Source organism: Parabacteroides sp. CH2-D42-20 (assembly GCF_003670185.1).
GTDB classification, from domain to species: domain Bacteria; phylum Bacteroidota; class Bacteroidia; order Bacteroidales; family Tannerellaceae; genus Parabacteroides; species Parabacteroides distasonis.
On sequence record NZ_RAYG01000002.1, the window covers coordinates 232,741 to 257,090 of the forward strand.

39 protein-coding genes are annotated in these 24,350 nt (G+C 43.7%); 3 read left to right on the forward strand and 36 right to left on the reverse strand.

Annotation, left to right across the window (positions count from 1 at the left end; translation table 11 throughout):
* Window positions 1-104 precede the first annotated feature (104 nt).
* On the forward strand, window positions 105-542 hold the full coding sequence (locus tag D7V92_RS02540; RefSeq protein WP_008773747.1) for a LytTR family DNA-binding domain-containing protein: 438 nt from the start codon (window positions 105-107) through the stop codon (window positions 540-542).
* Here the strand turns inward: D7V92_RS02540 and D7V92_RS02545 are convergent, their stop codons facing one another.
* Window positions 543-1,748: a hypothetical protein gene (locus D7V92_RS02545; RefSeq protein ID WP_121772221.1), complete on the reverse strand. Its 1,206-nt coding sequence runs from the start codon at window positions 1,746-1,748 to the stop codon at window positions 543-545.
* Entirely contained in the window at window positions 1,735-3,051 is a 1,317-nt protein-coding gene (locus D7V92_RS02550; RefSeq protein ID WP_121772222.1) for a DUF4270 family protein, read from the reverse strand. Before D7V92_RS02550 ends, D7V92_RS02545 begins: the two co-directional genes overlap by 14 nt.
* 271 nt (window positions 3,052-3,322) lie before the next feature.
* Between D7V92_RS02550 and D7V92_RS02555 the strand changes: the two genes are divergently transcribed.
* The gene (locus tag D7V92_RS02555; RefSeq protein WP_121772223.1) at window positions 3,323-4,324 is read left to right on the forward strand and encodes a kelch repeat-containing protein; all 1,002 of its coding nucleotides are present in this window, start codon (window positions 3,323-3,325) and stop codon (window positions 4,322-4,324) included.
* Window positions 4,311-4,664 (forward strand): DUF4907 domain-containing protein, encoded by a 354-nt coding sequence (locus tag D7V92_RS02560; RefSeq protein WP_008778715.1) that lies wholly within the window; start codon window positions 4,311-4,313, stop codon window positions 4,662-4,664. Before D7V92_RS02555 ends, D7V92_RS02560 begins: the two co-directional genes overlap by 14 nt.
* A 62-nt stretch (window positions 4,665-4,726) precedes the next feature.
* Here the strand turns inward: D7V92_RS02560 and eno are convergent, their stop codons facing one another.
* The 34 genes from eno to rpsL form a co-directional block, all read right to left on the reverse strand.
* Complete coding sequence (eno, locus tag D7V92_RS02565) at window positions 4,727-6,010, reverse strand: phosphopyruvate hydratase (RefSeq protein ID WP_008773753.1); 1,284 nt, start codon at window positions 6,008-6,010, stop codon at window positions 4,727-4,729.
* A 180-nt stretch (window positions 6,011-6,190) separates the two neighbouring features.
* Complete coding sequence (gene rplQ / locus D7V92_RS02570; protein ID WP_121772224.1) at window positions 6,191-6,676, reverse strand: 50S ribosomal protein L17; 486 nt, start codon at window positions 6,674-6,676, stop codon at window positions 6,191-6,193.
* Window positions 6,677-6,683: 7 nt separating this feature from the next.
* Window positions 6,684-7,676, reverse strand: coding sequence for a DNA-directed RNA polymerase subunit alpha (locus tag D7V92_RS02575; protein ID WP_005867125.1), 993 nt, complete (start codon window positions 7,674-7,676; stop codon window positions 6,684-6,686).
* A gap of 12 nt (window positions 7,677-7,688) precedes the next feature.
* Window positions 7,689-8,294: a 30S ribosomal protein S4 gene (rpsD, locus tag D7V92_RS02580; protein WP_005867123.1), complete on the reverse strand. Its 606-nt coding sequence runs from the start codon at window positions 8,292-8,294 to the stop codon at window positions 7,689-7,691.
* Window positions 8,295-8,417: 123 nt separating this feature from the next.
* The gene (rpsK, locus tag D7V92_RS02585) at window positions 8,418-8,807 is read right to left on the reverse strand and encodes a 30S ribosomal protein S11 (protein WP_005634781.1); all 390 of its coding nucleotides are present in this window, start codon (window positions 8,805-8,807) and stop codon (window positions 8,418-8,420) included.
* An 11-nt stretch (window positions 8,808-8,818) separates the two neighbouring features.
* Window positions 8,819-9,199, reverse strand: coding sequence for a 30S ribosomal protein S13 (gene rpsM / locus D7V92_RS02590; RefSeq protein ID WP_008779937.1), 381 nt, complete (start codon window positions 9,197-9,199; stop codon window positions 8,819-8,821).
* Window positions 9,200-9,234: 35 nt separating this feature from the next.
* Window positions 9,235-9,351, reverse strand: a complete 117-nt coding sequence (gene ykgO, locus D7V92_RS02595) for a type B 50S ribosomal protein L36 (protein ID WP_005645768.1) — start codon at window positions 9,349-9,351, stop codon at window positions 9,235-9,237.
* A 13-nt stretch (window positions 9,352-9,364) separates the two neighbouring features.
* Entirely contained in the window at window positions 9,365-9,583 is a 219-nt protein-coding gene (gene infA / locus D7V92_RS02600; protein WP_005854007.1) for a translation initiation factor IF-1, read from the reverse strand.
* Between the two features lie 10 nt (window positions 9,584-9,593).
* Window positions 9,594-10,379: a type I methionyl aminopeptidase gene (map, locus tag D7V92_RS02605; protein WP_005867121.1), complete on the reverse strand. Its 786-nt coding sequence runs from the start codon at window positions 10,377-10,379 to the stop codon at window positions 9,594-9,596.
* 4 nt (window positions 10,380-10,383) lie between these two features.
* On the reverse strand, window positions 10,384-11,724 hold the full coding sequence (gene secY / locus D7V92_RS02610; RefSeq protein WP_005854004.1) for a preprotein translocase subunit SecY: 1,341 nt from the start codon (window positions 11,722-11,724) through the stop codon (window positions 10,384-10,386).
* A gap of 3 nt (window positions 11,725-11,727) precedes the next feature.
* Entirely contained in the window at window positions 11,728-12,174 is a 447-nt protein-coding gene (rplO, locus tag D7V92_RS02615; protein WP_005853999.1) for a 50S ribosomal protein L15, read from the reverse strand.
* 29 nt (window positions 12,175-12,203) lie between these two features.
* Entirely contained in the window at window positions 12,204-12,380 is a 177-nt protein-coding gene (gene rpmD / locus D7V92_RS02620; protein ID WP_005853996.1) for a 50S ribosomal protein L30, read from the reverse strand.
* 17 nt (window positions 12,381-12,397) lie between these two features.
* Window positions 12,398-12,916, reverse strand: coding sequence for a 30S ribosomal protein S5 (gene rpsE / locus D7V92_RS02625; protein ID WP_008773758.1), 519 nt, complete (start codon window positions 12,914-12,916; stop codon window positions 12,398-12,400).
* Window positions 12,916-13,260: a 50S ribosomal protein L18 gene (gene rplR / locus D7V92_RS02630; protein WP_005853992.1), complete on the reverse strand. Its 345-nt coding sequence runs from the start codon at window positions 13,258-13,260 to the stop codon at window positions 12,916-12,918. Before rplR ends, rpsE begins: the two co-directional genes overlap by 1 nt.
* Window positions 13,261-13,281: 21 nt before the next feature.
* A complete protein-coding gene (gene rplF, locus D7V92_RS02635; RefSeq protein WP_005853990.1) occupies window positions 13,282-13,833 on the reverse strand; it encodes a 50S ribosomal protein L6 in 552 nt (183 codons plus the stop codon).
* A gap of 16 nt (window positions 13,834-13,849) precedes the next feature.
* Window positions 13,850-14,245 carry a 30S ribosomal protein S8 gene (gene rpsH / locus D7V92_RS02640; protein WP_005634758.1) on the reverse strand — a complete coding sequence of 132 codons (396 nt, stop codon included), beginning with the start codon at window positions 14,243-14,245 and terminating at the stop codon, window positions 13,850-13,852.
* Between the two features lie 58 nt (window positions 14,246-14,303).
* Window positions 14,304-14,573, reverse strand: coding sequence for a 30S ribosomal protein S14 (gene rpsN / locus D7V92_RS02645; RefSeq protein ID WP_005853988.1), 270 nt, complete (start codon window positions 14,571-14,573; stop codon window positions 14,304-14,306).
* Between the two features lie 6 nt (window positions 14,574-14,579).
* Window positions 14,580-15,137, reverse strand: a complete 558-nt coding sequence (rplE, locus tag D7V92_RS02650) for a 50S ribosomal protein L5 (RefSeq protein ID WP_005853986.1) — start codon at window positions 15,135-15,137, stop codon at window positions 14,580-14,582.
* A complete protein-coding gene (rplX, locus tag D7V92_RS02655; RefSeq protein WP_005853984.1) occupies window positions 15,137-15,457 on the reverse strand; it encodes a 50S ribosomal protein L24 in 321 nt (106 codons plus the stop codon). The genes rplE and rplX overlap by 1 nt, the downstream gene beginning before the upstream one ends.
* Before the next feature lie 19 nt (window positions 15,458-15,476).
* Window positions 15,477-15,842, reverse strand: coding sequence for a 50S ribosomal protein L14 (gene rplN / locus D7V92_RS02660; protein ID WP_005853982.1), 366 nt, complete (start codon window positions 15,840-15,842; stop codon window positions 15,477-15,479).
* A gap of 1 nt (window position 15,843) precedes the next feature.
* Complete coding sequence (gene rpsQ / locus D7V92_RS02665; protein ID WP_008773759.1) at window positions 15,844-16,101, reverse strand: 30S ribosomal protein S17; 258 nt, start codon at window positions 16,099-16,101, stop codon at window positions 15,844-15,846.
* Between the two features lie 9 nt (window positions 16,102-16,110).
* A complete protein-coding gene (gene rpmC / locus D7V92_RS02670) occupies window positions 16,111-16,308 on the reverse strand; it encodes a 50S ribosomal protein L29 (RefSeq protein ID WP_005853979.1) in 198 nt (65 codons plus the stop codon).
* Window positions 16,309-16,313: 5 nt separating this feature from the next.
* Window positions 16,314-16,748 (reverse strand): 50S ribosomal protein L16, encoded by a 435-nt coding sequence (rplP, locus tag D7V92_RS02675; RefSeq protein WP_005853976.1) that lies wholly within the window; start codon window positions 16,746-16,748, stop codon window positions 16,314-16,316.
* A 20-nt stretch (window positions 16,749-16,768) separates the two neighbouring features.
* A complete protein-coding gene (rpsC, locus tag D7V92_RS02680) occupies window positions 16,769-17,503 on the reverse strand; it encodes a 30S ribosomal protein S3 (RefSeq protein WP_008773760.1) in 735 nt (244 codons plus the stop codon).
* A 7-nt stretch (window positions 17,504-17,510) separates the two neighbouring features.
* Window positions 17,511-17,921 (reverse strand): 50S ribosomal protein L22, encoded by a 411-nt coding sequence (gene rplV, locus D7V92_RS02685; protein ID WP_005853972.1) that lies wholly within the window; start codon window positions 17,919-17,921, stop codon window positions 17,511-17,513.
* Window positions 17,922-17,973: 52 nt separating this feature from the next.
* Window positions 17,974-18,243, reverse strand: a complete 270-nt coding sequence (rpsS, locus tag D7V92_RS02690) for a 30S ribosomal protein S19 (RefSeq protein WP_005634738.1) — start codon at window positions 18,241-18,243, stop codon at window positions 17,974-17,976.
* 20 nt (window positions 18,244-18,263) lie between these two features.
* Window positions 18,264-19,088 (reverse strand): 50S ribosomal protein L2, encoded by an 825-nt coding sequence (gene rplB, locus D7V92_RS02695; RefSeq protein WP_005853970.1) that lies wholly within the window; start codon window positions 19,086-19,088, stop codon window positions 18,264-18,266.
* A gap of 8 nt (window positions 19,089-19,096) precedes the next feature.
* On the reverse strand, window positions 19,097-19,390 hold the full coding sequence (rplW, locus tag D7V92_RS02700; RefSeq protein WP_005853968.1) for a 50S ribosomal protein L23: 294 nt from the start codon (window positions 19,388-19,390) through the stop codon (window positions 19,097-19,099).
* Window positions 19,391-19,401: 11 nt separating this feature from the next.
* On the reverse strand, window positions 19,402-20,031 hold the full coding sequence (gene rplD / locus D7V92_RS02705; RefSeq protein WP_005853966.1) for a 50S ribosomal protein L4: 630 nt from the start codon (window positions 20,029-20,031) through the stop codon (window positions 19,402-19,404).
* Window positions 20,031-20,648, reverse strand: coding sequence for a 50S ribosomal protein L3 (gene rplC / locus D7V92_RS02710; RefSeq protein ID WP_005853963.1), 618 nt, complete (start codon window positions 20,646-20,648; stop codon window positions 20,031-20,033). The genes rplD and rplC overlap by 1 nt, the downstream gene beginning before the upstream one ends.
* A gap of 19 nt (window positions 20,649-20,667) precedes the next feature.
* Window positions 20,668-20,973, reverse strand: a complete 306-nt coding sequence (rpsJ, locus tag D7V92_RS02715) for a 30S ribosomal protein S10 (RefSeq protein ID WP_005853961.1) — start codon at window positions 20,971-20,973, stop codon at window positions 20,668-20,670.
* A 22-nt stretch (window positions 20,974-20,995) separates the two neighbouring features.
* Entirely contained in the window at window positions 20,996-23,122 is a 2,127-nt protein-coding gene (gene fusA / locus D7V92_RS02720; RefSeq protein WP_005853959.1) for an elongation factor G, read from the reverse strand.
* 23 nt (window positions 23,123-23,145) lie between these two features.
* Complete coding sequence (gene rpsG, locus D7V92_RS02725) at window positions 23,146-23,622, reverse strand: 30S ribosomal protein S7 (protein ID WP_005853957.1); 477 nt, start codon at window positions 23,620-23,622, stop codon at window positions 23,146-23,148.
* A gap of 153 nt (window positions 23,623-23,775) precedes the next feature.
* Window positions 23,776-24,186 carry a 30S ribosomal protein S12 gene (gene rpsL, locus D7V92_RS02730; protein ID WP_005853956.1) on the reverse strand — a complete coding sequence of 137 codons (411 nt, stop codon included), beginning with the start codon at window positions 24,184-24,186 and terminating at the stop codon, window positions 23,776-23,778.
* Between the last annotated feature and the right edge of the window lie 164 nt (window positions 24,187-24,350).

Below are 24,350 nucleotides of genomic sequence, written 5' to 3' on the forward strand. Positions count from 1 at the left end.
GTAAGGCGATTCACCGACCCGATTATACCACTAATCGGCGCTTAACCTTTCTTCACCGAACTTTCCTGTTATTTTGCGGTACAACAAATAAAGGTAAAAACACTATGCTGAAATGTATCACTTTCGACGGAGACACCTCGACCCTGAACACGCTCATGGGATATTTCGAGAAACTGGACAAGGCTTTGGCCGATGTCCACCAAGCGCTGAGCAAGGAGCAAACAGAACGCCCCATCTTCGTCCGGGAGGGCAGCAAGATCATCCGCCTCCGCCGGGAAGAGATCCTTTTCCTCGAGGGGTACGGCGATTATGTAAAGGTACACCGTATCAATGGCAAGCCCCTGCTCACGCAAGTCAGCTTGAAGCGGTTCGAGGAGTTTCTGGACAGGAATCGTTTTTGCCGGGTACATCGCTCTTACATCGTATCCCTCTCCCACATTAATTATATCGAGCGTAAGCGGATACGTATCGGCGAGGAACTGATCCCTATCAGCGACTCGTACCTGCCAGCCTTGATGAATAAACTGTCTCTTCAAGAGTAACTAAAGTTTCACTTGATAAAACTTCTCGCTTAATGTATAGGTCACCGTAAAGCCCATGATATCCCTTCGCAACGCATTCCCTTGCAATTGGAGGCGATCGTAATAAAACGCCGTATTGATACGGCCATTCAAGACGGGTAACCCCAAGCCGACGCTTACCCGATACGCCCCGCCGGATTGCGCTTTCAACCGCAGGTAAGGCGTGGAAACGGAAACACCCGCTTTATAAGACATCCGTTTCCAATAACTGCTGGAGCTAAATCCATTCGGGAAATAGCATACGCCCAAGCGTAGCTCATGCGAATCCCGGAACTTTACCCGGCTATCGCCCGAGTTCAATACCCCGTATTGCCGGAACAGATAGTCCAACACATACGTCCATTTCTTATGCGCCAATGAGCTACCGATACCTATATATTGAGGTAGATATTGTGTCACCCTTTTCTGGTTATAGGGGGTTTCCGTGCTGCTTCCCGTCACCGTCACCGTGTTTTTCAATGAGATCCGTTGCTTATAACCGTAAATGGCGCCGACCGTTAGAAAGGTTTCCCTGGCGATCGGACGATGATATTGTAAACCGAAATCGGCGTAAAAAGAGCGGCCGGACATCTCCCTTGACACTGTCATCGCACTTTGTATCTCATTCTGCGTCATATTTCCGAAGATAAAATTAAGATTCATACCGACTGACAGATGCTTGGTCAATAAAAATCCCTGGGAAAGGAAAGCCTTGGAAAGCCCGCCTGTCCCCGAAAACGTACTGGTTACAAAGGTTCCGGGAGATCCTTCCAACTCTTGCGAGGACTTAAAATAATACCCAACGAAACTATAAGGAGTTACCCCGACGGACATATACCACCGTCGCATGATACGCCCTCCCAATGAGAAAGCGGAGAAATTCCCGGTGAATGCGCTGCTAGAGCTCCCGTCTGAGCGGTATCGTTCATTCTTCACGAAGGCAGATGCCTCAGCGAACAACTTACAACTATCCAACGCCGTCAATCCGGCTGGATTCTCTATATTCATCAGCATCCCTTCCCGCATGCCGACAGTGACACCCGCCATCGAGGTATTTTGACCATATAAACCGGAAGCCATCTCACCCAGTCCAAACATCGAGTAAGGCAAGGAAGTCATCGTATTCTGCGCGGATGCGCTTGCCGCCATCAAGAGGCAAGGGTAAAGAAGGTATCTAGTAACTTTCATAGACCTTATAAATGAGTTGTAGGGTGACCGGGTTACGTCCTCCCTGATCGTTAAACGTCAAGTTCTTGAACGTACCGGTGTAATCATCACTATTAAAAACCAACTGAAGATTATGCTTATACATGCCAAAGGCACCTTGCTCCTCTTGCATGAATTGAGTCACGTCGAAATAATAATAGGTGTTCTCGTTAAACGTATTGTCTTCCGATAGCGTACCTCGTTGAACCTCGGAACCGAGATAATCGGTCACGGCATCCGTCACCACATTATTCTCATCGGCGATATATAGGTAGAGGCTGTCCGGCAAGGTATTGTAATCCGAATAAGTGCCTTGCTCGGGATAAATCTTAAGTAAAGCGCTCTCGATCTCCACTTGCGTGCCTTGTTGCATCAGATTATTCAAATACGGGAATTCCAGACGGGTATACCAACCCAAGCCTCCGAATAATACGCCCCGGTTACTAAGCTCAGCCGAAGGTATCTCCACTCCTTTCATCGGATATCCTACCATATCCGTTCCACTACGGTCATGGTCGATATGATTGAACTGGGTATCCGTATTTGGGAAGAACCATAATTCCTTCTCCGTGGAAAGCTCATCGGATAAATGATAATGCAGGACTAAAGCGGCGGAGGAATCGGCTACCGTGAAAGTCAGCAGAGACTCGCTTCCCGCCAAGTCCGGCACGATCGCCACCCCCTTGAAATAGTCCTCAAAGCGATCCTCGGACACCGCTTGATCCTGCGCATGAAAACGGGACAAGAGGTCTTGCCCTAGCGCATCGGGAAGACGGACTTCCAGTTTCTCCCCGCCCTTCGGCTTCGGTTTAAATGAGCAGACCGCCAAAGCCTCGGGAGCGTAAGAGACACTGCTATTATTATATAAGTACCCGTTATCGTTTAAGACGATCTTCTCCGTTAGCTGATAAATCGAGAGGGTTTGTTGGAGGGTTGTGTCCCCTACAAAGCGACCATCGAAAGCGAGAGACAGGACTAGCGAGTCCAGTACGACCGTCTCGTTCGGATCAGTCCCATAGCTCGGTCTCTCATAAGCGATAAAGCTATGCGACGAGACGACTCCCCATAATGAATGTTTGTACCGGCCTACCAAAGCGACGTTCTTACCGGATGTCTCCAACGAGTCGATCAATACCGAGGTCACTACGACCGTGCTGGTATCTATACGAACGTTACGGAAAGCGGAGTCCACCAGATCGCTGCCATACGTACCGTTCTCGTCATAACAGGAAAACAGTCCCAGACAGAGCATCAAGCACCCCAAAGCAAAGAATGTTCTAACCATACTTCTTATTTAATAAGCGAATAATCTTTTATCAATCCGATGGCAAAGAACGTATTTAGCGCAAAACCCGGCAAGATAAACCCATGAACCCACCGGTTTCCTCTGTAAACGGCCCGATACTGAAGATGAAACCGATTTCAAAACCATTCGAGGCCCTAACCTATAAATCCGGCTTATTCACCGATAAAAACCGTATGTTTACCGATTTAATTTGTGGGTCTCGTAAAACCCTCGTTCTTTTGCTTCCGTAAAAACAAAACACGTAGTTAGAATGATACACAAAAGGATTCTTGTATTCTTGATCGCTTTTCTTCCTGTCATCATCAGCGCTTGCAGTGATGATGATGACGATGATTTGATCGGTAAGTGGTACCGTGTCTCTGACATGGACGGATTGGCGCGAAATTACGCCTCCTCTTTCACGATCGGTAACAAAGGATATCTGATTTGCGGAAACGACGGAAAAAATCGTTTATCGGATTGTTGGGAATATGATATGGAACGAGATACTTGGACGCAAAAAGCGGACTTTCCCGGAACCGCCCGCAATTCGGCCGTAGCTATGGCGATAGATGAAAAGGGATATCTGGGAACCGGATACGACGGTACCAATTACTTGAATGACTTCTGGGAATTTAACCCGACCACCAATACGTGGGCACAGAAAGCGGATTTCCCCGGCTCGGGCCGATATGGAGCCGTGGCCTTCGGGGTAAACGGTAAAGCGTATATCGGATGCGGATACGACGGGAATTACCTAAAAGACTTTTATGCCTTTAATCCAGTGGCAAATAGCTGGACGCAAACGATCAGTATCGGCGGGACAAAGCGTCAGGGCGCTACCAGCTTCGTGATAAATGGAATCGCTTATGTATGTTGCGGACAAAATAACGGCGAATATGTAGACGATTTCTGGAAATTCGATCCCAGCACGGAATCATGGACCCAACTTAGGGATATATCGGATTCCTCGGACGAGGATTATGACGATGATTATACGATCACACGTACGAACGGGGTTGCTTTCGTGATTGATGGAGCCGCTTATCTGACTTGCGGTGAGAGTGGAAGCCTACGTAGCGACACTTGGAAATATTATCCGGCCACCGATCTATGGGAAAACGTGGCTAAATTCAAGGGAACTGCCCGTACGGCGACAGCATCTTTCTCCTCTGGCGAGAAAGGATTCGTAGTATCCGGCAAAAGTGGTACCACTCAATTTGATGATATTTGGGAACTTCACCCGAATGAATATGACGATGATGAGTACTAAGAAAGGACGGGCTTGGTTCGTACCGGGCCTAGTGGTACTGCCGGTATTACTGTTTTATTTATCTTTTTTCCGGGGTGAAGAAATGGGGTCTTCTCCCGGGCGGCAACTGGAGTTGCAAACGTTTCAATCGGGGGATGGCTGGGGGTACCAGATCAGGATGAACGGAAAGGTGTTGATTTACCAACCCACCATTCCCTCTATTGATACGGTAATTGCGTTCCCGGATAAGGAAAGCGCAGAAAACATAGGCACACTCGTATTAAATAAATTGGCCGGGAACAGGAACTTCTCGGTCTCTAGAGAAGAGATACAACATTCACTCTCTTATTTAGGGCAATAGATTTATAATCATTAAATATTAGGGGCAGGCCGGCTATCGATTAGTAGGCTTGCCCCGTTTTTTTACTTCTTATAAGTCTTATAACCATAAACAGCTAAGGAACCCAATTCCTCCTCGATACGAAGCAACTGGTTGTATTTCGCCATACGATCGGAACGGCTCAATGAGCCGGTCTTGATCTGTCCGCTGTTGGTAGCTACGGCGATATCTGCGATCGTAGCGTCCTCTGTCTCACCGGAACGGTGGGAAGTCACGGATGTGTAGCCATTACGGTGGGCCATCTCGATAGCGTCTAATGTCTCGCTCAATGTACCGATCTGATTTACCTTGATCAAGATGGAGTTCGCGCAACCCTTCTCGATACCTTTCTTCAAGAACTCTACGTTTGTAACGAACAGGTCATCACCTACCAACTGGCATTTTCCGCCTAGCGTGGAGGTTAGCATTTGCCAACCGGCCCAGTCATTCTCGTCCATACCATCCTCGATAGAATCAATCGGGTATTTGTTCACCAACTCACTCAGATAAGCGACTTGTTGCTGGGCGTTACGCTTAGCGCCTTTCTCACCCTCGAATTTCGTATAATCATACACACCATCGTGATAAAACTCGGAAGCAGCGCAATCCATGGCTATCGTCACATCCTTGCCCGGCTCATATCCAGCGGCTTTGATAGCGGCCATAATAGAATTCAAGGCATCTTCCGTACCATTCAATGCCGGAGCGAAACCGCCCTCATCACCTACAGCCGTGCTCAAGCCACGATCGTGCAATACTTTCTTCAACGCATGGAAAACCTCTGCGCCCATACGAAGCCCCTCACGGAAACTCTTCGCACCTACCGGACGAATCATGAATTCCTGAAAAGCGATCGGAGCGTCGGAGTGAGAACCTCCATTGATAATGTTCATCATAGGAACCGGCAACACGTAGGTATTTGTTCCACCGATATAACGATATAAAGGCTGATCCAGATAATTAGCCGCTGCCTTCGCTACGGCAAGCGATACACCTAACATAGCGTTAGCTCCTAGATTTGATTTTGTCTTTGTACCATCCAAATCCAGCAACTTATGGTCTATCTCTCTTTGATTCAAGGCGCTCATTCCTAAAATGGCGGGAGCGATTACCTTATTTACATTATCCACGGCACGGAGAACGCCTTTGCCACCGTAGCGATTCTTATCGCCATCGCGTAACTCGATAGCCTCGTTCTCACCGGTAGAGGCGCCAGAAGGTACAGCCGCACGACCGAATGCGCCGGAAGCCAAATGTACATCTACTTCTACTGTCGGGTTGCCACGTGAATCAAGGATCTCTCTACCTACTACTTTTACAATTTCCATATTACTATATTTGTTTTATTAGTTGTTCAATGATGTCTTACTTTTCTTTTTCACAAATATAACAATAGCCAAGCAAGGAATGTTCCTTATAACTCATCAAATTTATCAATTCGCTAATAAACAAAAAAAGCGATCCGTGTGATACGAATCGCTTTTCTTATATGATTGTAAAAAACTTGCTTATTCAGCTGCTTTTTCCTCGCTAGCTGCTTCAGCTGCAGGAGCCTCAGTAACCGCTGCTGTTGCTTTTTTACGAGAACGTCTTGTTTTAGGAGCTTTCTTAGCGGCTGTATCCTTCAACATATTTTCGTTATAGTCTACTAACTCAATAAAGCACATAGCTGCGTTGTCACCTAAACGGTTACCAGTCTTGATGATTCTGGTATAACCACCCGGACGATCACCGATCTTCTGAGCAATTTCCTTGAACAACTCTGTTACAGCAAATTTGTCTTGCAAATTGCTAAATACCACACGTCTAGAGTGAGTTGTATCCTCCTTAGACTTCGTGATAAGTGGTTCTACATACTTACGTAGCGCTTTTGCCTTTGCTGTCGTAGTAAAGATTCTCTTATGCTTGATCAAAGAACAAGCCATATTCGAAAACATTGCGTCACGGTGAGTATTTGTACGACCTAAATGATTGAATTTCTTATTATGTCTCATCGTTTACTTACTCTTTATCTAATTTATATTTTGTGATATCCATACCGAATGAAAGGTTCAAGCTCTCAAGCAGTTCATCAAGTTCAGTGAGCGACTTCTTACCGAAGTTACGGAATTTCAACAAATCATTCTTATTGAACTTAACCAACTCACCTAATGTTTCAACATCTGCGGCCTTTAAGCAATTCAATGCACGAACGGAAAGGTCCATATCAGCCAGCTTGCTCTTAAGCAACTGACGCATATGAAGTACTTCTTCATCGAACTCTTCATTGCCTTCAGTATCCGCTGTCTCGATCGCAATCTTTTCATCTGAGAACAACATGAAATGATGAATCAGAATCTTCGCTGCTTCCTTCAACGCTTCCTTCGGATGAATAGAACCATCTGTGGCTATTTCAAGAACCAACTTCTCGTAGTCCGTCTTCTGTTCAACACGGAAGTTCTCGATTGAATATTTTACGTTACGTATCGGAGTGAAGATAGAGTCGATAGCGATCACATGCATATCTGCGTTCGGGTCTCTGTTCTCATCTGCGGGTACATAACCGCGACCTTTATTAATAGTCAATTCAATCTGGAAACTTGCGGTCGGATCCAAGCGGCAAATAACCAAATCTGGATTCAAGATCTCGAATCCAGTCAGTTGCTTACCAATATCACCGGCTTTGAACACTTCCGAACCCGAAACAGTAATACTCACTTTTTCATTCTCGATGTCGTCTACGATATGCTTGAAACGAACTTGCTTCAGATTCAAGATAATGTTTGTTACATCCTCGATAACACCCGGGATTGTACCAAATTCATGGTCAACCCCGTCGATCTTAATGGATGTAATAGCAAAACCTTCAAGTGACGACAGGAGAATACGACGTAAAGCATTACCTATTGTAATACCATAGCCGGGTTCCAACGGACGAAATTCAAACTTTCCGAAGAAATTGTCCGCTTCCAACATTAATACTTTATCGGGTTTTTGAAATGCTAATATCGCCATGGAAATCAATTATTATTTAGAATACAATTCTACGATCAACTGCTCTTTAATGTTTTCAGGAATGTCAGTTCTTTCCGGCAGATGCAGTAATTTTCCGCTCATTGAAGACTGATCCCACTCAATCCAAGGATACTTGCTGTGGTTGAAGCCTGACAATGCGTCGGCAATAACCTCCATGGATTTAGATTTTTCTCTAACACCAATAACCTGACCGGGTTTTACAGAGTAAGAAGGAATGTTTACAACACTTCCGTCTACTGTAATGTGACGATGAGAAACCAACTGACGAGCTGCGGCTCTTGTCGGGGCCATACCCAAACGATAAACCATATTGTCAAGACGGCCTTCTAACAATTGAAGAAGCACCTCACCGGTAATACCTTTAGAGCGTGAAGCTTTTTCGAATAAGTTTCTAAATTGCTTCTCCAATACGCCATAAGTGTATTTTGCTTTTTGCTTCTCACGAAGCTGGATACCGTATTCAGAAGTTTTTCTTTTTCTGGAGTTACCATGTTGTCCAGGAGGATAGTTCTTCTTAGAAAGAACTTTATCCGCACCGAATATTGCCTCACCAAACTTACGGGCAATTCTTGTTCTTGGTCCAGTATATCTTGCCATTTTTTTATTTTTTTAAATGTTCTGTTTGAATCTGGAACCGTGCAGCCGCGATTACAGAGAGGATAAGGTCAATATGCAATCTATTCACAATTCCGGATTCAATGTTTAAGAAACTATAATTAATTATACTCTTCTCTTTTTCGGAGGACGACACCCGTTATGAGGAAGCGGTGTAACATCAACGATTTCTGTTACCTCGATACCTGCGCCATGGATCGTTCTGATAGCGGACTCACGACCGTTACCCGGACCCTTAACGAATACTTTCACCTTTCTTAAACCAAGATCATAAGCTACTTTAGCGCAATCCTGTGCTGCCATCTGAGCTGCATAAGGAGTATTCTTCTTAGAGCTTCTGAATCCCATCTTACCAGCGGAAGACCAGCTGATTACTTGTCCTTCGCTATTCGCTAAAGACACAATAATGTTGTTAAAAGAAGAATGAATATGAGCTTGACCGTAAGCGTCAACTTTTACGTTTCTCTTCTTTGCTGCGACTGTTTTCTTTGCCATATTAACTCTTATTATTTAGTAGCTTTTTTCTTATTTGCAACAGTTTTCTTCTTACCCTTACGAGTACGAGCGTTGTTCTTTGTGCTTTGGCCTCTCAAAGGCAGACCAACACGGTGACGAACACCTCTGTAGCAACCAATATCCATCAGACGCTTGATGTTCAACTGAACTTCTGAACGAAGGTCACCTTCAACCTTGTACTCAGCGCCAATGACTTCACGAACTTTTGCGGCTTGATCGTCTGTCCAATCCTTAACTTTGATATCACGATCAACCCCAGCCTTATCTAATACGGATTTTGCAGCGCTACGACCAATACCATAGATATAAGTCAAAGCGATTTCTCCTCTTTTATTTTGTGGCAAGTCTACACCAACTATTCTTATAGCCATATTACTTACTTAGATTATTTTGCAAAAATAATAAATTATCCTTGACGTTGTTTATACTTAGGATTTTTCTTGTTAATTACGTATAAGCGACCCTTTCTTCTTACTATCTTGCACTCAGGTGTACGCTTCTTTAAAGATGCTCTTACTTTCATATCGTGTTTAATTTTATTTGTATCTAAAAGCAATTCTACCTTTCGATAGATCATACGGAGACATTTCTACTCTTACCTTATCCCCCGGAAGGATCTTAATGTAATGCATACGCATCTTTCCTGAGATATGAGCGGTAATTTCATGTCCGTTCTCCAATTCTACACGAAACATCGCGTTTGACAATGCTTCTACAATTACTCCATCTTTCTCTATTGCTGATTGTTTAGCCATATAAATCCAATTAAATTGCGTTTTCTCCTAGAACTTCCTCTAAAAACTTAAATGAAGATAAGATCTGGGGACCATCCGGACGTATAGCGATACAATGCTCGAAATGAGCAGAAGGCTTTCTGTCCTTTGTGCGAACCGTCCATCCGTCTTTCTCAAATGCAACGTTCTTGCTTCCCATGTTGATCATCGGCTCGATGCAGATACACATTCCGTTACGCAATAACGGTCCGCATCCACGTCTGCCATAATTAGGCACTTCCGGTTCCTCATGCATTTTCCGACCTATACCATGTCCCACCAGCTCTCTTACGACAGAGTAACCTTGAGACTCGCAATAAGTCTGAATCGCATTACTGATATCACCCAAACGGTGACCTTCAACAGCACATTGGATACCTAAATAAAGTGAATCCTTCGTCGCTTTCAACAATTTCTTCACTTCCGGCGCAACCTCACCTACACAGAAAGTGTAAGCGGAGTCACCGACAAAACCATTCAATATCGTCCCACAATCCACAGAGATCACGTCACCCTCTTTCAAGATCATCTTAGAAGAAGGAATACCATGCACCACCTGATCATTCACTGAGGCACATATTGAATTAGGGAAACCACCATATCCCAAAAAAGCCGGAACAGCACCATTATCTCTAATGAACTCTTCCGCAATCTTATCAAGTTGAAGTGTGGAGACTCCGGGGACAATATGCTTAGCTACCTCGCCAAGTGTCTTACCCACCAGTTGATTAGCCTCACGCATCAACTCAATCTCTTCATCTGTCTTTAAATAGATCATTCTATTAATAAGCGGCAACAGAGCCTGTACGGCCTTTAATTCTTCCTGACTTCAACAAACCGTCATAATGACGCATTAGCAAATGACTTTCAACTTGCTGCAATGTATCCAACACCACACCAACCAAAATCAACAAAGATGTACCACCAAAGAATTGGGAGAACTCCATACTTACACCGGCAATTCTAGCGAAAGCGGGCATGATAGCAACCAACGCAAGGAAAAAAGCACCCGGCAAAGTAATACGGTCCATAATGGTATCCAGATAGTCTTTGGTATTCTTACCCGGTTTCACACCCGGAATAAAACCATTGTTTCTCTTCAAATCATCTGACATCTGGGTCGGATTGATCGTGATAGCCGTATAGAAATACGTAAACAGGATAATCAACACCGCAAACACGAAGTTGTACCAAAATCCCGTATTATCCATGAAAGCAGCCCAAAAACCGCTCTGCTCTCCCGTACTAGAGAAACCTACAATTGAGATAGGAATAAACATGATCGCCTGAGCGAAGATGATAGGCATTACGTTAGCGGCATTCACCTTCAAAGGGATATACTGACGTGCGCCACCATATTGTTTATTACCGATAATCCTTTTTGCGTATTGCACGGGGACCTTACGAGTACCTTGTACCAATAAAATCGCACCAGCGATAACAAGCAAAAGGAACAACATCTCAAATAAGAACATAACCAGACCACCGGTTTTCTCACTTGTTCTAGAAACGAATTCTTGGAACAAAGAGTGCGGCAGACGGGCTATAATACCAACTAAAATGATAAATGAAATACCATTTCCAACACCTTTATCTGTAATTCTTTCACCTAGCCATAAGATAAACATACTTCCCGCAGCCAAAATGATCGTAGATGAGATCGTGAACCAAATACCACCCGGTAAAGCAGCGCCGGCAGCCTTAAGCTGAACGCTTAAATTCACCAAGTAAGTAGGACCTTGGAATAACAAGATCGCTATCGTCAAGTAACGAGTCCACTGATTGATTTTTCTACGGCCACTCTCACCCTCTCTCTGCAATTTTTGGAAAGAAGGAACTGCGATGGCTAACAACTGCATAACAATTGAAGCGGAGATATATGGCATGATTCCCAACGCAAAAATAGATGCGTTAGAAAAGGCTCCACCTGAGAACATATCCAACAGTGCAAGCAATCCGCCTCTTGTCTGCTCCTGTAAAGCGGTCAACGCTTTGGGATCGATACCCGGAAGCACTACATACGTACCAAAACGGTATATAGCCACCAATAAAAGAGTGGTGAGGATCCGATTTCTCAGATCCTCAATCTTCCAGATATTCTTGATTGTTTCAACAGCTCTCATGACTTAGAGTTTAACAACTGTTCCACCTGCGGCTTGGATAGCTGCCTCTGCGCTCTTAGAGAAAGCGTGAGCCTCAACCTCTAACTTAGCGGTCAAGCTACCGTTACCAAGAATTTTAACCACTTGAGAAGAAGAGATGAAACCAGCCTCCATCAATTCATTAATACCAATCTTAGTCAATTGCTTAGCCTCTGCCATTTGTTGCAAAGTATCGATATTAATAGCTTTATATTCTACACGGTTAATATTCTTGAAACCGAATTTAGGCAAACGTCTTTGAATAGGCATCTGACCACCTTCGAAACCAATCTTGTTCTTGTAACCAGATCTAGACTTGGCACCTTTATGACCTCTTGTTGAAGTTCCGCCTAATCCTGAACCCGGACCACGTCCGATTCTTTTTCTGGTCTTGGTAGATCCTTCAGCCGGTTTTAAATTTGATAAATTCATATCGTATAATTTATTTTTTCAACCAATTATTACTTTTCTACAGAAACCAAATGTTTCACTTTCTCAACCATACCTAAGATCGCCGGATTAGCTTCATGCTCTACAATCTGGTTCATCTTTCTCAGCCCTAGTGCGTCAAGCGTTCTCTTTTGGTCTTTCGGGCATTTAATTCTACTTTTAACTTGCTTTACTTTAATAGTCGCCATAAACTTATCCTCCCTAATTAACCTCTAAATACTTTTTCAACAGCAACACCTCTGTTCTGAGCAACATCGAACGGGCTTCTCAACTCACCTAGCGCAGCGATAGTAGCTTTCACCAAGTTATGAGGGTTGGAAGAACCTTTAGATTTTGCCAAAACGTCTGTAATACCTACGCTCTCCAATACGGCACGCATAGCACCACCAGCCTTAACACCGGTACCGTGAGATGCCGGTCTAATCAGCACTTGAGCACCACCGAATTTAGCTAATTGTTCGTGAGGGATCGTACCTTTGTGTACCGGAACCTTGATCAAGTTCTTCTTAGCTGCTTCTACACCTTTAGCGATAGCTGTCGTTACCTCACCGGCTTTACCTAATCCCCAGCCAACGATACCATCCTCGTTTCCTACTACAACGATAGCAGCAAAACTGAATGTACGTCCACCTTTTGTAACCTTAGTTACACGGTTGATTGCAACCAGTCTGTCCTTCAACTCTAAGTCGTTGGTCGATTTAACTCTATTATTTGCCATCTTCATTAAAATTTAAGGCCGCCGTTACGTGCAGCATCTGCTAATTCTTTAATTCTCCCGTGATACAGGTAACCATTACGGTCGAAAACCACTGTCTGAACGCCAGCTTCCTGAGCGCCTTTAGCGATTAATTCACCAACCTTAGCAGCGATCTCCTTTTTCGGAGCCTTAACATCTAATTTCAAAGATGAAGCAGCGGCTAAAGTCTTGCCTGTAGTATCATCTATCACCTGTGCGTAGATTTGCTTGTTGCTTCTAAACACAGTCAGGCGCGGACGCTCAGTAGTTCCTGAGATTTTGCCGCGTACGCCTGCTTTTATTTTTAATCTTCTTTCTAGCTTCGTTGTCATGATAATTTCAGTTTACGTAGATTACTTACCTGCTGACTTACCAGACTTTCTGCGAATCTCTTCACCCACGAACTTAATACCCTTACCTTTATACGGTTCAGGCATTCTGAATGAACGGATCTTCGCACAAATCTGACCTAATAATTGTTTGTCAGCCGATTCAAGGATAATAAGAGGGTTCTTATTTCTCTCAGACTTCGTCTCAACTTTCACTTCCTTCGGCAACTGCAAATAGATATTGTGAGTATAACCTAAAGAAAGATCCAATAACTGACCTGTATTTGAAACACGGTAACCAACACCTACTAACTCAAGCTCCTTCTTATATCCCTCTGAGCAGCCAACAACCATGTTGTTGATCAAAGAGCGATACAAACCGTGTAACGCACGATGATTCTTATCATCAGTAGGTCTTGTTAAATGGATAACTCCGTCTTCCAAAGTAACGTTAATATCAGGATTCACTTCCTGTACAAGTTCACCTTTAGGGCCTTTAACTGTTACTACATTATCCTTAATTGTAACTGTAACACCAGCCGGTACATGAATTGGTAATTTTCCTATTCTTGACATTCTTCTTCCCTCCTAATTAATAAACGTAACATAATACCTCGCCACCGATCTTCAGATCGCGGGCCTCTTTGTCAGTCATCACACCTTTAGAAGTAGAAAGAACAGCAATACCTAAACCATTCAATACTCTCGGCATTTCTTTGTAACCAGTGTACTTACGCAAACCGGGCGTAGAAACTCTCTCAAGTTTCTTAATCGCATTAACTTTGTTTACTAGGTCATACTTCAAGGCGATCTTGATCGTACCTTGAGGACCATCCTCTACAAACTTAAAATTAAGAATGTAGCCCTTGTCGAAAAGGATCTTAGTGATCTCTTTCTTTAAATTTGACGCCGGCACCTCAACAACTCTGTGCTTCGCTTTGATTGCGTTACGCAATCTTGTCAAATAATCTGCAATAGGATCTGTCATATAAATAATTAATTAAATTGATCCGGCCACCCGGACAATATTTAAACTAAAAAAACTCTTACCAACTTGCTTTCTTTACACCCGGGATTAAACCATTAGATGCCATTTCACGCAATTGGATACGAGAAATACCGAACTGGCGTACATACCCTTTCGGACGTCCTGTAATCTTGCAACGGTTGTGCAAACGTACAGGAGAAGCATTTTTAGGTAAAGCCTGCAAAGCCTCATAGTTACCTTCTGCCTTAAGCTGAGCTCTTTTAGCGGCATACTTAGCAACAAGCTTTGCTCTTTTAACCTCACGGGCCTTCATTGATTCCTTAGCCATAACTACTTAGTCTTTTTTTCCGTTTTTAAAAGGCAATCCAAATTCTCTCAAAAGAGCATAACCTTCTTCGTCTGTTTTCGCAGAGGTCACAAAGGTAATATTCATTCCCAATATTTTGGTAATATTATCGATATTTATTTCAGGAAAAATGATTTGTTCCTGAATACCGAGTGTATAATTGCCTCTTCCGTCTAACTTACTCTCAATTCCCTTGAAGTCGCGGATACGAGGAAGAGCGACACGAACAAGTCTCTCCAAGAACTCGTACATCTGCTCACGACGTAATGTCACCATCACACCGATCGGCATCTTCTTACGCAACTTAAAGTTAGAGATATCCTTTTTAGATACGGTAGCGACAGCTTTTTGACCGGTGATCGTAGACAACTCGCTGATAGCGATATCGATGATCTTCTTGTCAGCCGTAGCCATACCTAATCCCTGATTAATCACGATTTTCTTCAAAACAGGTACCTGCATCACGGATTTGTAACCGAACTCCTTCGTTAAGGCAGGAACAATTCTGTCTTGGTATTCTTTCTTAAGACTGGCAGTATTGCTCATTACTTAATTTCCTCCCCTGATTTTTTAGAATAACGCACTAAAGCACCCTTCTCATTCAACTTACGGCCGATACGTGTAGCTTTACCAGATTTCGGGTCAACCACGTTAAGGTTAGAAAGATGAATAGGAGCTTCCTTCTTTTCGATTCCTCCTTGAGGATTCTTCGCATTAGGCTTGGTATGCTTTGATACCACATTAATACCTTCGACAATCGCACGATTATCTTTTACAAGTACCTGTAAAACACGACCTGTCTTACCTTTGTCCTCGCCGGCATTAACAAATACTATATCGCCTTTTTTGATATGTAATTTACTCATTACTTTAAATTTTACGAGATTAAAGCACTTCAGGTGCAAGTGATACAATTTTCATGTTTGTTGCACGAAGCTCTCTGGCAACCGGACCGAAGATACGGCTACCACGGATATCGCCACCGGCATTCAATAATACGCAAGCGTTATCATCGAAACGGATATAAGAACCATCCGGACGGCGGATCTCTTTCTTAGTACGAACGATGATAGCCTTAGAAACAGCACCCTTCTTAACGTCGCTAGCTGGGATTACGCTTTTGATTGCTACTACGATCACATCACCTACAGTGGCATAACGCTTTCTCGTACCGCCCAAAACACGGATACACAAAGCTTCCTTAGCTCCACTGTTATCTGCTACTACTAGTCTTGATTCTTGTTGTATCATCTTACTTAGCCCTTTCGATTATTTGAACTAATCTCCATCTTTTAGTCTTGCTCAAAGGACGAGTCTCCATAATCTTTACGGTATCGCCAATGTTGCATTCGTTATTTTCGTCGTGAGCATGATATTTCTTCGTCTTACTAACGAACTTTCCATAAATGGGGTGTTTTTCCTTCCATTTAATGGCAACCGTGATGCTTTTATCCATCTTGTTGCTCGTTACCACGCCCGTTCTTTCTTTTCTTAAATTTCTAGTTTCCATCAGGCTCAATTATTTGTTGTTAAGTTCTCTCTGGCGCAATTCTGTTTTCATGCGCGCAATCAATCTGCGTTGCTGTTTAATCTGAGAAGGATTATCCATAGGCGAGATGCTATGGTTAATCTTCTTCTGATCATAGGCCGCAACCTCTGCATCTACTCTCTCTAGCAACTCTTTCGTGCTTAGTTCTCTAATTTCTGCAATCTTCATAACAATTACGCATTTTGATTTTGCATGTCATAATCACGTCTCACAACAAACTTGGTTGTAACCGGAAGTTTTTGTGCGGCAAGGCGCAACGCTTCCTTAGCGATATCAAAGGGAACACCTTCGATCTCGAAAATCAGACGACCCGGAGTAACAGGCGCAACAAATCCCTCGGGATTACCTTTACCTTTACCCATACGAACCTCTGCAGGCTTCTTCGTGATTGGCTTATCCGGGAAGATACGAACCCAAACCTGACCCTGACGTTGCATATAACGTGTAACGGCGATACGGGCAGCCTCGATCTGACGACCGGTAATCCATTTATTCTCTAATGACTTTATTCCAAAAGAACCGAAGGCCAGCTGGTTGCCACGTTGAGCTTCGCCCTTCATGCGACCTTTCTGCTGTCTTCTGAACTTGGTTTTCTTTGGTTGTAACATCTCTACTTAAATTCTAACGTTTAACGATTAGCTCTTTTTCTCTTGAAGTTCTTGTCTCTGTTGCCACCGGCATTGTCGTTTCTACGGCCTGTCTCCTTGGTAGCAGTGAAAGAAGGAGCAAGATCGCGCTTGCCATAAACCTCACCACGGCAGATCCAAACCTTAACACCCAGCAAACCAACTTTTGTCAAGGCCTCAGCCAAAGCATAGTCAATATCTGCTCTAAGAGTGTGCAACGGAGTTCTTCCTTCCTTATACATTTCCGAACGAGCCATTTCAGCGCCATTCAAACGACCAGAGATTTGAATCTTTATACCCTCGGCGCCCATTCTCATGGTAGAGGCGATAGCCATCTTTACCGCGCGACGATATGCGATTTTACCTTCAAGCTGACGTGCGATGTTGTTTGCTACGATAACAGCGTCCAATTCAGGTCTCTTCACCTCGAAGATGTTGATCTGCACTTCTTTATCAGTGATCTTCTTCAACTCTTCCTTCAACTTATCAACTTCCTGACCACCTTTACCGATGATGATACCCGGACGCGACGTACAAACAGTGATCGTGATCAACTTAAGCGTACGTTCAATAACGATACGAGATACACTAGCTTTTGCAAGACGGGCATTCAAATATTTACGGATTTTGCTATCTTCCAGCAAAGTATCCCCGTAATTCTTACCGCCATACCAATTGGAATCCCAACCACGGATAATTCCTAAACGATTACTAATCGGATTAACCTTTTGTCCCATCTACAAATTAATTTTGACTATCGTTTTTACTAAGTGTATCAACAAACAGAGTTACGTGGTTCGAGCGTTTACGAATTCTGTAACCTCTTCCTTGAGGAGCCGGACGCATTCTCTTCAACGTAGTAGCGCAATCAACGCTGATTGAAGATACGCATAACTCTCCTGCTTCTGCTTTACGTTCATTTTTCTGTTCCCAGTTTGCGATTGCTGAACGAAGCAATTTTTCTACTCTTGCTGCAGCTTCCTTGTTAGAAAACTTCAAAACACCAAGCGCACGGAATACTTCCATACCGCGAATCATGTCTGCTACCAAACGCATCTTACGAGGAGAGGTAGGAACATTGTTCAACTTCGCGAAATACATGGTCTTTTGGGCTTCTTTTCTTGCTTCAGCTGATATTCTTTTTCTAGCACCCATTTTATTCGATTCTTTTTATTTTCAGATTCCTGAATTCCTGTTACTACCGATATTATTTCTTCTTGTTACCGGCGTGACCGCGGAAAGTACGTGTCGGTGAGAACTCTCCCAACTTGTGACCTACCATATTCTCGGTTACGAAAACAGGAATAAATTTATTTCCATTATGAACTGCAATAGTATGGCCTACGAAATCAGGCGAAATCATTGAAGCTCTTGCCCATGTCTTAACTACGGCTTTCTTTCCTGACTCATTCATTGCCAGAACTTTCTTCTCAAGCTTTACATTAATATACGGGCCTTTTTTTAGCGAACGACTCATAGTTTACTTAATTAATCAGATTATTTCTTTCTTCTTTCAATAATATACTTTGAAGAATGCTTCTTAGGAGCTCTAGTCTTCAAGCCCTTAGCATATAAGCCATTACGGGATCTAGGATGACCTCCGGAAGAACGACCTTCACCACCACCCATTGGGTGATCAACCGGGTTCATAACAACACCACGGTTACGAGGACGACGACCTAACCATCTAGAGCGACCGGCCTTACCTGATTTTTCAAGAGCATGGTCTGAGTTGCCAACTGCGCCAATTGTAGCCTTACAAGCCGCAAGAATCTTTCTAGTTTCACCAGAAGGCATCTTAATAATCGCATAAGCGCCTTCCTTTGAAGTCAGCTGAGCGAATGCACCTGCGGAACGTACCATTTTGGCACCCTGTCCAGGACGAAGCTCAATATTGTGAATAATAGTACCAACGGGAATATTTGCCATAGGCAAAGTATTACCTACCTCAGGAGCGGCGTCGCTACCTGAAACCACTGTTTGGCCAACTTCCAATCCGTTCGGAGCGATGATATAGCTCTTTGCTCCGTCAGCGTAATACAACAAAGCGATACGAGATGAACGGTTAGGATCATACTCGATAGACTTTACTGTCGCAGGAATGCCATCTTTGTTTCTCTTGAAATCGATAATTCTGTACTTTTGTTTGTGACCACCACCGATATAACGCATTGTCATCTTACCAGTGTTGTTACGTCCACCTGTACTCTTCTTACCTACTACAAGAGACTTCTCTGGTGTACTTGCAGTGATTTTATCAAATGCACCAATAACTTTGTGTCTCTGCCCCGGTGTCGTGGGCTTTAATTTACGTATTCCCATTTCTCTTTTTAGATATTACTAAAGAAATCAATTGTTTCTCCTTCTTTCAACGTTACGATCGCTTTCTTGAAAGCAGCTTGCTTGCCGTTGATGATACCTGATTTTGTATAACGGCTTTTACGCTTTCCAGAGTAGTTGATGGTGTTAACATCAACTACTGTAACACTGTACATGTCCTCTACAGCTTTCTTTATCTCCAATTTGTTGGCATCAGGAGAAACACGAAAACCATAGCGATTCGGAAATTTCTCTGTGATCGCTGTTTGTTTCTCAGTTACTATAGGCTTAATAATAATTCCCATTATTCTACTCCTTATGCTTTAAAATTTTGTTCAACAACAGCGACTGAACTTTCCGTTAAAACCAAATTAACAGCGTTTAACACAGCGTATGTATTTAGTTCAGAAGCAGTTATTACACTTGCCTTCTCTAAATTTCGAGCGGACAAATATACTAAATTATTCTTCTCCGGTAAAACCATAAGTAACTTTTTATCAGCCACTTTCAAGTTTTTAGCAATTGTTATAAATTCTTTAGTCTTAGGAGCTTCCATTGTGAAATCCTCTACGACAACAATCGCATTGTTCTTTGCCTTGTAGCTCAATGCTGACTTACGAGCCAAAGATTTTACTTTCTTGTTCAGCTTGAACTCATAATCACGAGGCTTCGGACCGAATACACGGCCACCACCAACCAACACCGGAGAGTTGATATCACCACGACGTGCGCCACCACCACCTTTCTGACGGATCAGCTTACGTGTACTACCAGATACTTCGCTTCTCTCTTTAGACTTATGCGTTCCCTGACGTTGATTTGCCAAATACTGCTTTACGTCCAAGTAAATAGCATGATCGTTGGGTTCAATGCCGAAGATCGCATCGTTCAAAGTTACCTTTCTTCCGGTATCTTCACCTTTAATATTAAATACGCTCAGTTCCATTACTTTTCAATTAATAAGATTGAACCTTTTGCTCCTGGAACAGATCCCTTTACCAATAAAAGGTTGTGTTCCGGCATTACCTTGATCACTTGAAGATTCTGAACGGTTACACGTTCGTTACCCATCTGGCCGCCCATTCGCATGCCCTTAAATACCTTTGCGGGGTAAGAACAAGCACCGATAGAACCCGGCTTACGAGCACGGTTATGCTGACCGTGAGTAGTCTGACCTACACCACCAAAACCATGACGTTTTACTACACCTTGGAAACCTTTACCCTTTGATGTACCCACTACATCCACGAAACCTGCGTCTTCCAAGAAGTCTACAGTGATCACGTCACCCAACTTGTACTCAGTTTCGAAATTCTTGAACTCGGCCAAGTGTCTTTGAGGTGCTACACCGGCTTTCTTGAAGTGACCCATCTCAGGCTGTGTCGTGTGCTTCTCTTTCTTCTCTTGGAAACCCAACTGTACAGCTTCATAGCCATCTTTCTCCAAAGTCTTGATCTGTGTAACCACACAAGGACCCACTTCGATAACAGTGCATGGAAGATTTTTTCCCTCGGCACTGAAAACGGATGTCATTCCGATTTTTTTTCCTAATAATCCTGGCATTTCACTAATTGTTAAAAACTTACACTTTAATTTCTACTTCTACACCGCTAGGTAATTCTAGCTTCATCAAAGCGTCAACTGTCTTCGCAGTTGAGCTATAGATATCGATTAATCTCTTATAAGAAGAGAGTTCGAACTGCTCACGAGATTTCTTGTTAACGAAAGTAGAGCGGTTCACTGTAAAGATACGTTTGTGCGTAGGAAGAGGTATAGGACCGCTAACGATAGCACCTGTAGCCTTTACCGTCTTTACGATCTTCTCGGCAGACTTGTCTACCAGAGAATAATCGTAAGACTTCAATTTAATTCTGATCTTTTGGCTCATATTTATTATATGTTTCTAAATATTATTTGATCAAATCAACGCGACCTTGCACCTCTGTCAATACTTGCTTAGCGATAGAAGAGGATACTTGAGCGTAGTGTGAGAACTGCATTGAAGATGTAGCGCGACCTGAAGTAATCGTACGCAAAGCTGTCACATAACCGAATGTCTCAGCCAATGGAACCTTAGCCTTCACGATACGGGCTCCCGTACGGCTAGTCTCCATACCCTCAACTTGTCCACGACGCTTGTTCAAGTCACCGATAACGTCACCCATGCTCTCTTCTGGAGTAACAACCTCCATCTGCATGATCGGCTCCATCAATACAGGACCTGCCTTGGCGGAAGCGTTCTTGAACGCTTGGATAGCGGCGATCTCGAATGACAACTGGTCTGAGTCTACCGGGTGGAAAGAACCATCGATCAAAGTCACTTTCAACTTGTCAAGCGGATAACCTGCCAACACACCGTTCTTCATAGCCTTCTCGAAACCTTTCTGTACGGACGGGATGAATTCCTTAGGAATGTTACCACCCTTCACCTCATCGATGAATTGCAAAGTACCCTCGAAGCTCTCGTCTGCCGGCTCCATACGAACGATGATATCTGCGAACTTACCACGACCTCCAGATTGCTTTTTGTAAACCTCGCGAAGCTCAACCGGCTGCGTGATAGCCTCCTTATAAGTAACCTGCGGACGGCCTTGGTTACATTCAACCTTGAACTCACGACGCAAACGGTCGATGATGATATCCAAGTGAAGCTCACCCATACCGCTAATAACGGTCTGACCTGTCTCCTCGTTTGTCTGTACGCGGAAAGTAGGATCCTCCTCGGCCAACTTAGCCAAGCCCATACCCAACTTATCCATGTCTTTCTGAGTCTTAGGCTCTACTGCGATACCGATAACCGGTTCCGGGAATTCCATAGACTCCAATGTGATCGGATGGTTTTCGTCGCAAAGTGTATCACCTGTACGGATATCCTTGAAACCAACACCTGCGCCGATATCACCACAACCAATCACCTCCATCGGGTTCTGCTTGTTAGAGTGCATCTGGAACAAACGTGAGATACGCTCTTTCTTTCCGGAACGAGTGTTCAACACATAAGAACCAGCGTTGATAGAACCTGCGTATACACGGAAGAAGCACAAACGACCTACATACGGGTCGGTAGCGATCTTAAATGCCAACGCCGTCAACGGCTCCTCGAACAAAGGTTTACGAGTGATTATTTTATCAGGATCTGAAGGATCCGTACCCTCGATAGCCGGAGTATCTTCAGGAGAAGGCAAAAACGCGCAAACTGCATCCAATAAAGTCTGTACACCTTTGTTCTTGAAAGAAGAACCACAAGTCATAGGGTTGATCTGCATAGCCAACGTACCCTTGCGGATAGCAACCATGATCTCCTCTTCCGTGATCGTAGAAGGATCATCGAAGTATTTCTCCATGATAGCGTCGTCGCACTCAGCCAAAGCCTCAAGCATCTTGTCGCGCCACTCCTCAGCCTCAGCTTGCAAGTCTGCCGGGATCTCCTCTACGCTATACTCGGCACCCATAGTCTCATCGTGCCAGAAAATAGCCTTCATCTTGATCAAGTCGACAACACCCTTGAAAGTCTCCTCAGCTCCGATAGGGATCTGGATCGGACAAGGATTAGCTCCTAATACGTCCTTCAATTGGCGTACTACCTCATAGTAGTTTGCACCCGAGCGGTCCATCTTGTTAACGTAACCGATACGAGGCACATTATATTTATCAGCCTGACGCCATACAGTCTCAGACTGGGGCTCAACACCACCTACGGCACAGAATGTAGCAACAGCACCATCCAATACACGAAGAGAACGTTCAACCTCAACCGTGAAGTCTACGTGTCCCGGAGTGTCAATCAAGTTGATTTTATAACGGTTGCCCAAATAGTTCCAGAATGTAGTCGTAGCAGCGGAAGTAATCGTGATACCACGCTCCTGCTCCTGCGCCATCCAGTCCATTGTAGCAGTACCATCATGAGTCTCACCGATCTTGTGTGTCAAACCTGTGTAAAACAAGATACGTTCAGAAGTCGTTGTCTTACCAGCGTCAATGTGAGCCATGATACCGATGTTCCTAGTGAACATCAATTGCTTATCGTTGTTTGCCATATTCTTTTTATTGCCTTAAAAAATTAAAATCTGAAGTGAGCGAACGCACGGTTAGCCTCAGCCATACGGTGCATATCTTCTTTTCTTTTGAATGCGCCACCTTGGTTATTGAAAGCATCTACAATCTCTGCAGACAACTTGTCAGCCATAGTCTTACCTCCACGTTTACGTGCGAAGATAATAAGGTTCTTCATAGAAATTGACTCTTTACGATCCGGGCGGATTTCAGTAGGGACTTGGAATGTAGCACCACCTACACGGCGTGACTTAACTTCGACTTGAGGAGTAATGTTATCAAGCGCAGCTTTCCAAATTTCGAGAGCGGACTTTTCCTCGTTAGGCAATTTGCCCTTAACGGTTTCCAAAGCGGAATAGAAAATTTCGAAGGCAGTATTTTTCTTGCCATCATACATCAAATGGTTAACGAATCTCGTAACCTTTACATCACCGAAAACAGGATCCGGAAGGATCTGTCTTTTCTTTGGTTTTGCTTTTCTCATTTTGTTTTCAAAAATTTGTTCTTGTCGTTGGTTGCCTTTAATTTGTCTTCAACGGTTCCGCTGAACCATTTACTCAACCTTATAGCCTATCCAAATAACTCAAACCTGTTTTAATACTTAAATTTAAATCTCAGTTTGAAGGCATGTAATTAATTACTTCTTCTTACCTTTTGCGGCAGCTGCTGCTTGACCCGGTTTCGGACGCTTAGCTCCATATTTGGAACGTCTTTGCGTACGGCCGTTAACACCCGCTGTATCCAACGTACCACGTACGATGTGATAACGCACACCCGGAAGGTCCTTTACACGACCACCACGTACCAATACGATAGAGTGCTCTTGCAAGTTGTGTCCTTCTCCCGGAATATAGGAGTTAACTTCCTTACCATTTGTCAAACGTACTCTCGCTACTTTACGCATTGCAGAGTTAGGTTTCTTCGGAGTCGTAGTGTAAACACGTACGCAAACGCCACGTCTTTGAGGACAAGCGTCCAATGCGGGTGATTTACCCTTCTCCACCAAAGTTTCCCTTCCTTTTCTAACTAATTGCTGAATTGTAGGCATTTCTTTCTTTTTTTAAACTTTGAATGTGTTATTATTATTTATCTAATCTTTTCCTATTTCGAGCCGCAAAGTTACGCATTATTTTCGGACAATCAATAAGTTGTGCCTGTTTTTTTCGTATACTCCGCACTAAAAACGGTGCAAAGGTACATATTTGTTCCCGT

Excerpts from the sequence above, each read along its gene's own strand:
- D7V92_RS02540 (WP_008773747.1), top strand. The coding sequence starts at position 105 with ATGCTGAAATGTATCACTTTCGACGGAGACACCTCGACCCTGAACACG.
- D7V92_RS02545 (WP_121772221.1), bottom strand. The coding sequence starts at position 1,748 with ATGAAAGTTACTAGATACCTTCTTTACCCTTGCCTCTTGATGGCGGCA.
- D7V92_RS02550 (WP_121772222.1), bottom strand. The coding sequence starts at position 3,051 with ATGGTTAGAACATTCTTTGCTTTGGGGTGCTTGATGCTCTGTCTGGGA.
- D7V92_RS02555 (WP_121772223.1), top strand. The coding sequence starts at position 3,323 with ATGATACACAAAAGGATTCTTGTATTCTTGATCGCTTTTCTTCCTGTC.
- D7V92_RS02560 (WP_008778715.1), top strand. The coding sequence starts at position 4,311 with ATGATGAGTACTAAGAAAGGACGGGCTTGGTTCGTACCGGGCCTAGTG.
- eno (WP_008773753.1), bottom strand. The coding sequence starts at position 6,010 with ATGGAAATTGTAAAAGTAGTAGGTAGAGAGATCCTTGATTCACGTGGC.
- rplQ (WP_121772224.1), bottom strand. The coding sequence starts at position 6,676 with ATGAGACATAATAAGAAATTCAATCATTTAGGTCGTACAAATACTCAC.
- D7V92_RS02575 (WP_005867125.1), bottom strand. The coding sequence starts at position 7,676 with ATGGCGATATTAGCATTTCAAAAACCCGATAAAGTATTAATGTTGGAA.
- rpsD (WP_005867123.1), bottom strand. The coding sequence starts at position 8,294 with ATGGCAAGATATACTGGACCAAGAACAAGAATTGCCCGTAAGTTTGGT.
- rpsK (WP_005634781.1), bottom strand. The coding sequence starts at position 8,807 with ATGGCAAAGAAAACAGTCGCAGCAAAGAAGAGAAACGTAAAAGTTGAC.
- rpsM (WP_008779937.1), bottom strand. The coding sequence starts at position 9,199 with ATGGCTATAAGAATAGTTGGTGTAGACTTGCCACAAAATAAAAGAGGA.
- ykgO (WP_005645768.1), bottom strand. The coding sequence starts at position 9,351 with ATGAAAGTAAGAGCATCTTTAAAGAAGCGTACACCTGAGTGCAAGATA.
- infA (WP_005854007.1), bottom strand. The coding sequence starts at position 9,583 with ATGGCTAAACAATCAGCAATAGAGAAAGATGGAGTAATTGTAGAAGCA.
- map (WP_005867121.1), bottom strand. The coding sequence starts at position 10,379 with ATGATCTATTTAAAGACAGATGAAGAGATTGAGTTGATGCGTGAGGCT.
- secY (WP_005854004.1), bottom strand. The coding sequence starts at position 11,724 with ATGAGAGCTGTTGAAACAATCAAGAATATCTGGAAGATTGAGGATCTG.
- rplO (WP_005853999.1), bottom strand. The coding sequence starts at position 12,174 with ATGAATTTATCAAATTTAAAACCGGCTGAAGGATCTACCAAGACCAGA.
- rpmD (WP_005853996.1), bottom strand. The coding sequence starts at position 12,380 with ATGGCGACTATTAAAGTAAAGCAAGTTAAAAGTAGAATTAAATGCCCG.
- rpsE (WP_008773758.1), bottom strand. The coding sequence starts at position 12,916 with ATGAAGATGGCAAATAATAGAGTTAAATCGACCAACGACTTAGAGTTG.
- rplR (WP_005853992.1), bottom strand. The coding sequence starts at position 13,260 with ATGACAACGAAGCTAGAAAGAAGATTAAAAATAAAAGCAGGCGTACGC.
- rplF (WP_005853990.1), bottom strand. The coding sequence starts at position 13,833 with ATGTCAAGAATAGGAAAATTACCAATTCATGTACCGGCTGGTGTTACA.
- rpsH (WP_005634758.1), bottom strand. The coding sequence starts at position 14,245 with ATGACAGATCCTATTGCAGATTATTTGACAAGATTGCGTAACGCAATC.
- rpsN (WP_005853988.1), bottom strand. The coding sequence starts at position 14,573 with ATGGCTAAGGAATCAATGAAGGCCCGTGAGGTTAAAAGAGCAAAGCTT.
- rplE (WP_005853986.1), bottom strand. The coding sequence starts at position 15,137 with ATGAGCAATACTGCCAGTCTTAAGAAAGAATACCAAGACAGAATTGTT.
- rplX (WP_005853984.1), bottom strand. The coding sequence starts at position 15,457 with ATGAGTAAATTACATATCAAAAAAGGCGATATAGTATTTGTTAATGCC.
- rplN (WP_005853982.1), bottom strand. The coding sequence starts at position 15,842 with ATGATACAACAAGAATCAAGACTAGTAGTAGCAGATAACAGTGGAGCT.
- rpsQ (WP_008773759.1), bottom strand. The coding sequence starts at position 16,101 with ATGGAAACTAGAAATTTAAGAAAAGAAAGAACGGGCGTGGTAACGAGC.
- rpmC (WP_005853979.1), bottom strand. The coding sequence starts at position 16,308 with ATGAAGATTGCAGAAATTAGAGAACTAAGCACGAAAGAGTTGCTAGAG.
- rplP (WP_005853976.1), bottom strand. The coding sequence starts at position 16,748 with ATGTTACAACCAAAGAAAACCAAGTTCAGAAGACAGCAGAAAGGTCGC.
- rpsC (WP_008773760.1), bottom strand. The coding sequence starts at position 17,503 with ATGGGACAAAAGGTTAATCCGATTAGTAATCGTTTAGGAATTATCCGT.
- rplV (WP_005853972.1), bottom strand. The coding sequence starts at position 17,921 with ATGGGTGCTAGAAAAAGAATATCAGCTGAAGCAAGAAAAGAAGCCCAA.
- rpsS (WP_005634738.1), bottom strand. The coding sequence starts at position 18,243 with ATGAGTCGTTCGCTAAAAAAAGGCCCGTATATTAATGTAAAGCTTGAG.
- rplB (WP_005853970.1), bottom strand. The coding sequence starts at position 19,088 with ATGGGAATACGTAAATTAAAGCCCACGACACCGGGGCAGAGACACAAA.
- rplW (WP_005853968.1), bottom strand. The coding sequence starts at position 19,390 with ATGGGAATTATTATTAAGCCTATAGTAACTGAGAAACAAACAGCGATC.
- rplD (WP_005853966.1), bottom strand. The coding sequence starts at position 20,031 with ATGGAACTGAGCGTATTTAATATTAAAGGTGAAGATACCGGAAGAAAG.
- rplC (WP_005853963.1), bottom strand. The coding sequence starts at position 20,648 with ATGCCAGGATTATTAGGAAAAAAAATCGGAATGACATCCGTTTTCAGT.
- rpsJ (WP_005853961.1), bottom strand. The coding sequence starts at position 20,973 with ATGAGCCAAAAGATCAGAATTAAATTGAAGTCTTACGATTATTCTCTG.
- fusA (WP_005853959.1), bottom strand. The coding sequence starts at position 23,122 with ATGGCAAACAACGATAAGCAATTGATGTTCACTAGGAACATCGGTATC.
- rpsG (WP_005853957.1), bottom strand. The coding sequence starts at position 23,622 with ATGAGAAAAGCAAAACCAAAGAAAAGACAGATCCTTCCGGATCCTGTT.
- rpsL (WP_005853956.1), bottom strand. The coding sequence starts at position 24,186 with ATGCCTACAATTCAGCAATTAGTTAGAAAAGGAAGGGAAACTTTGGTG.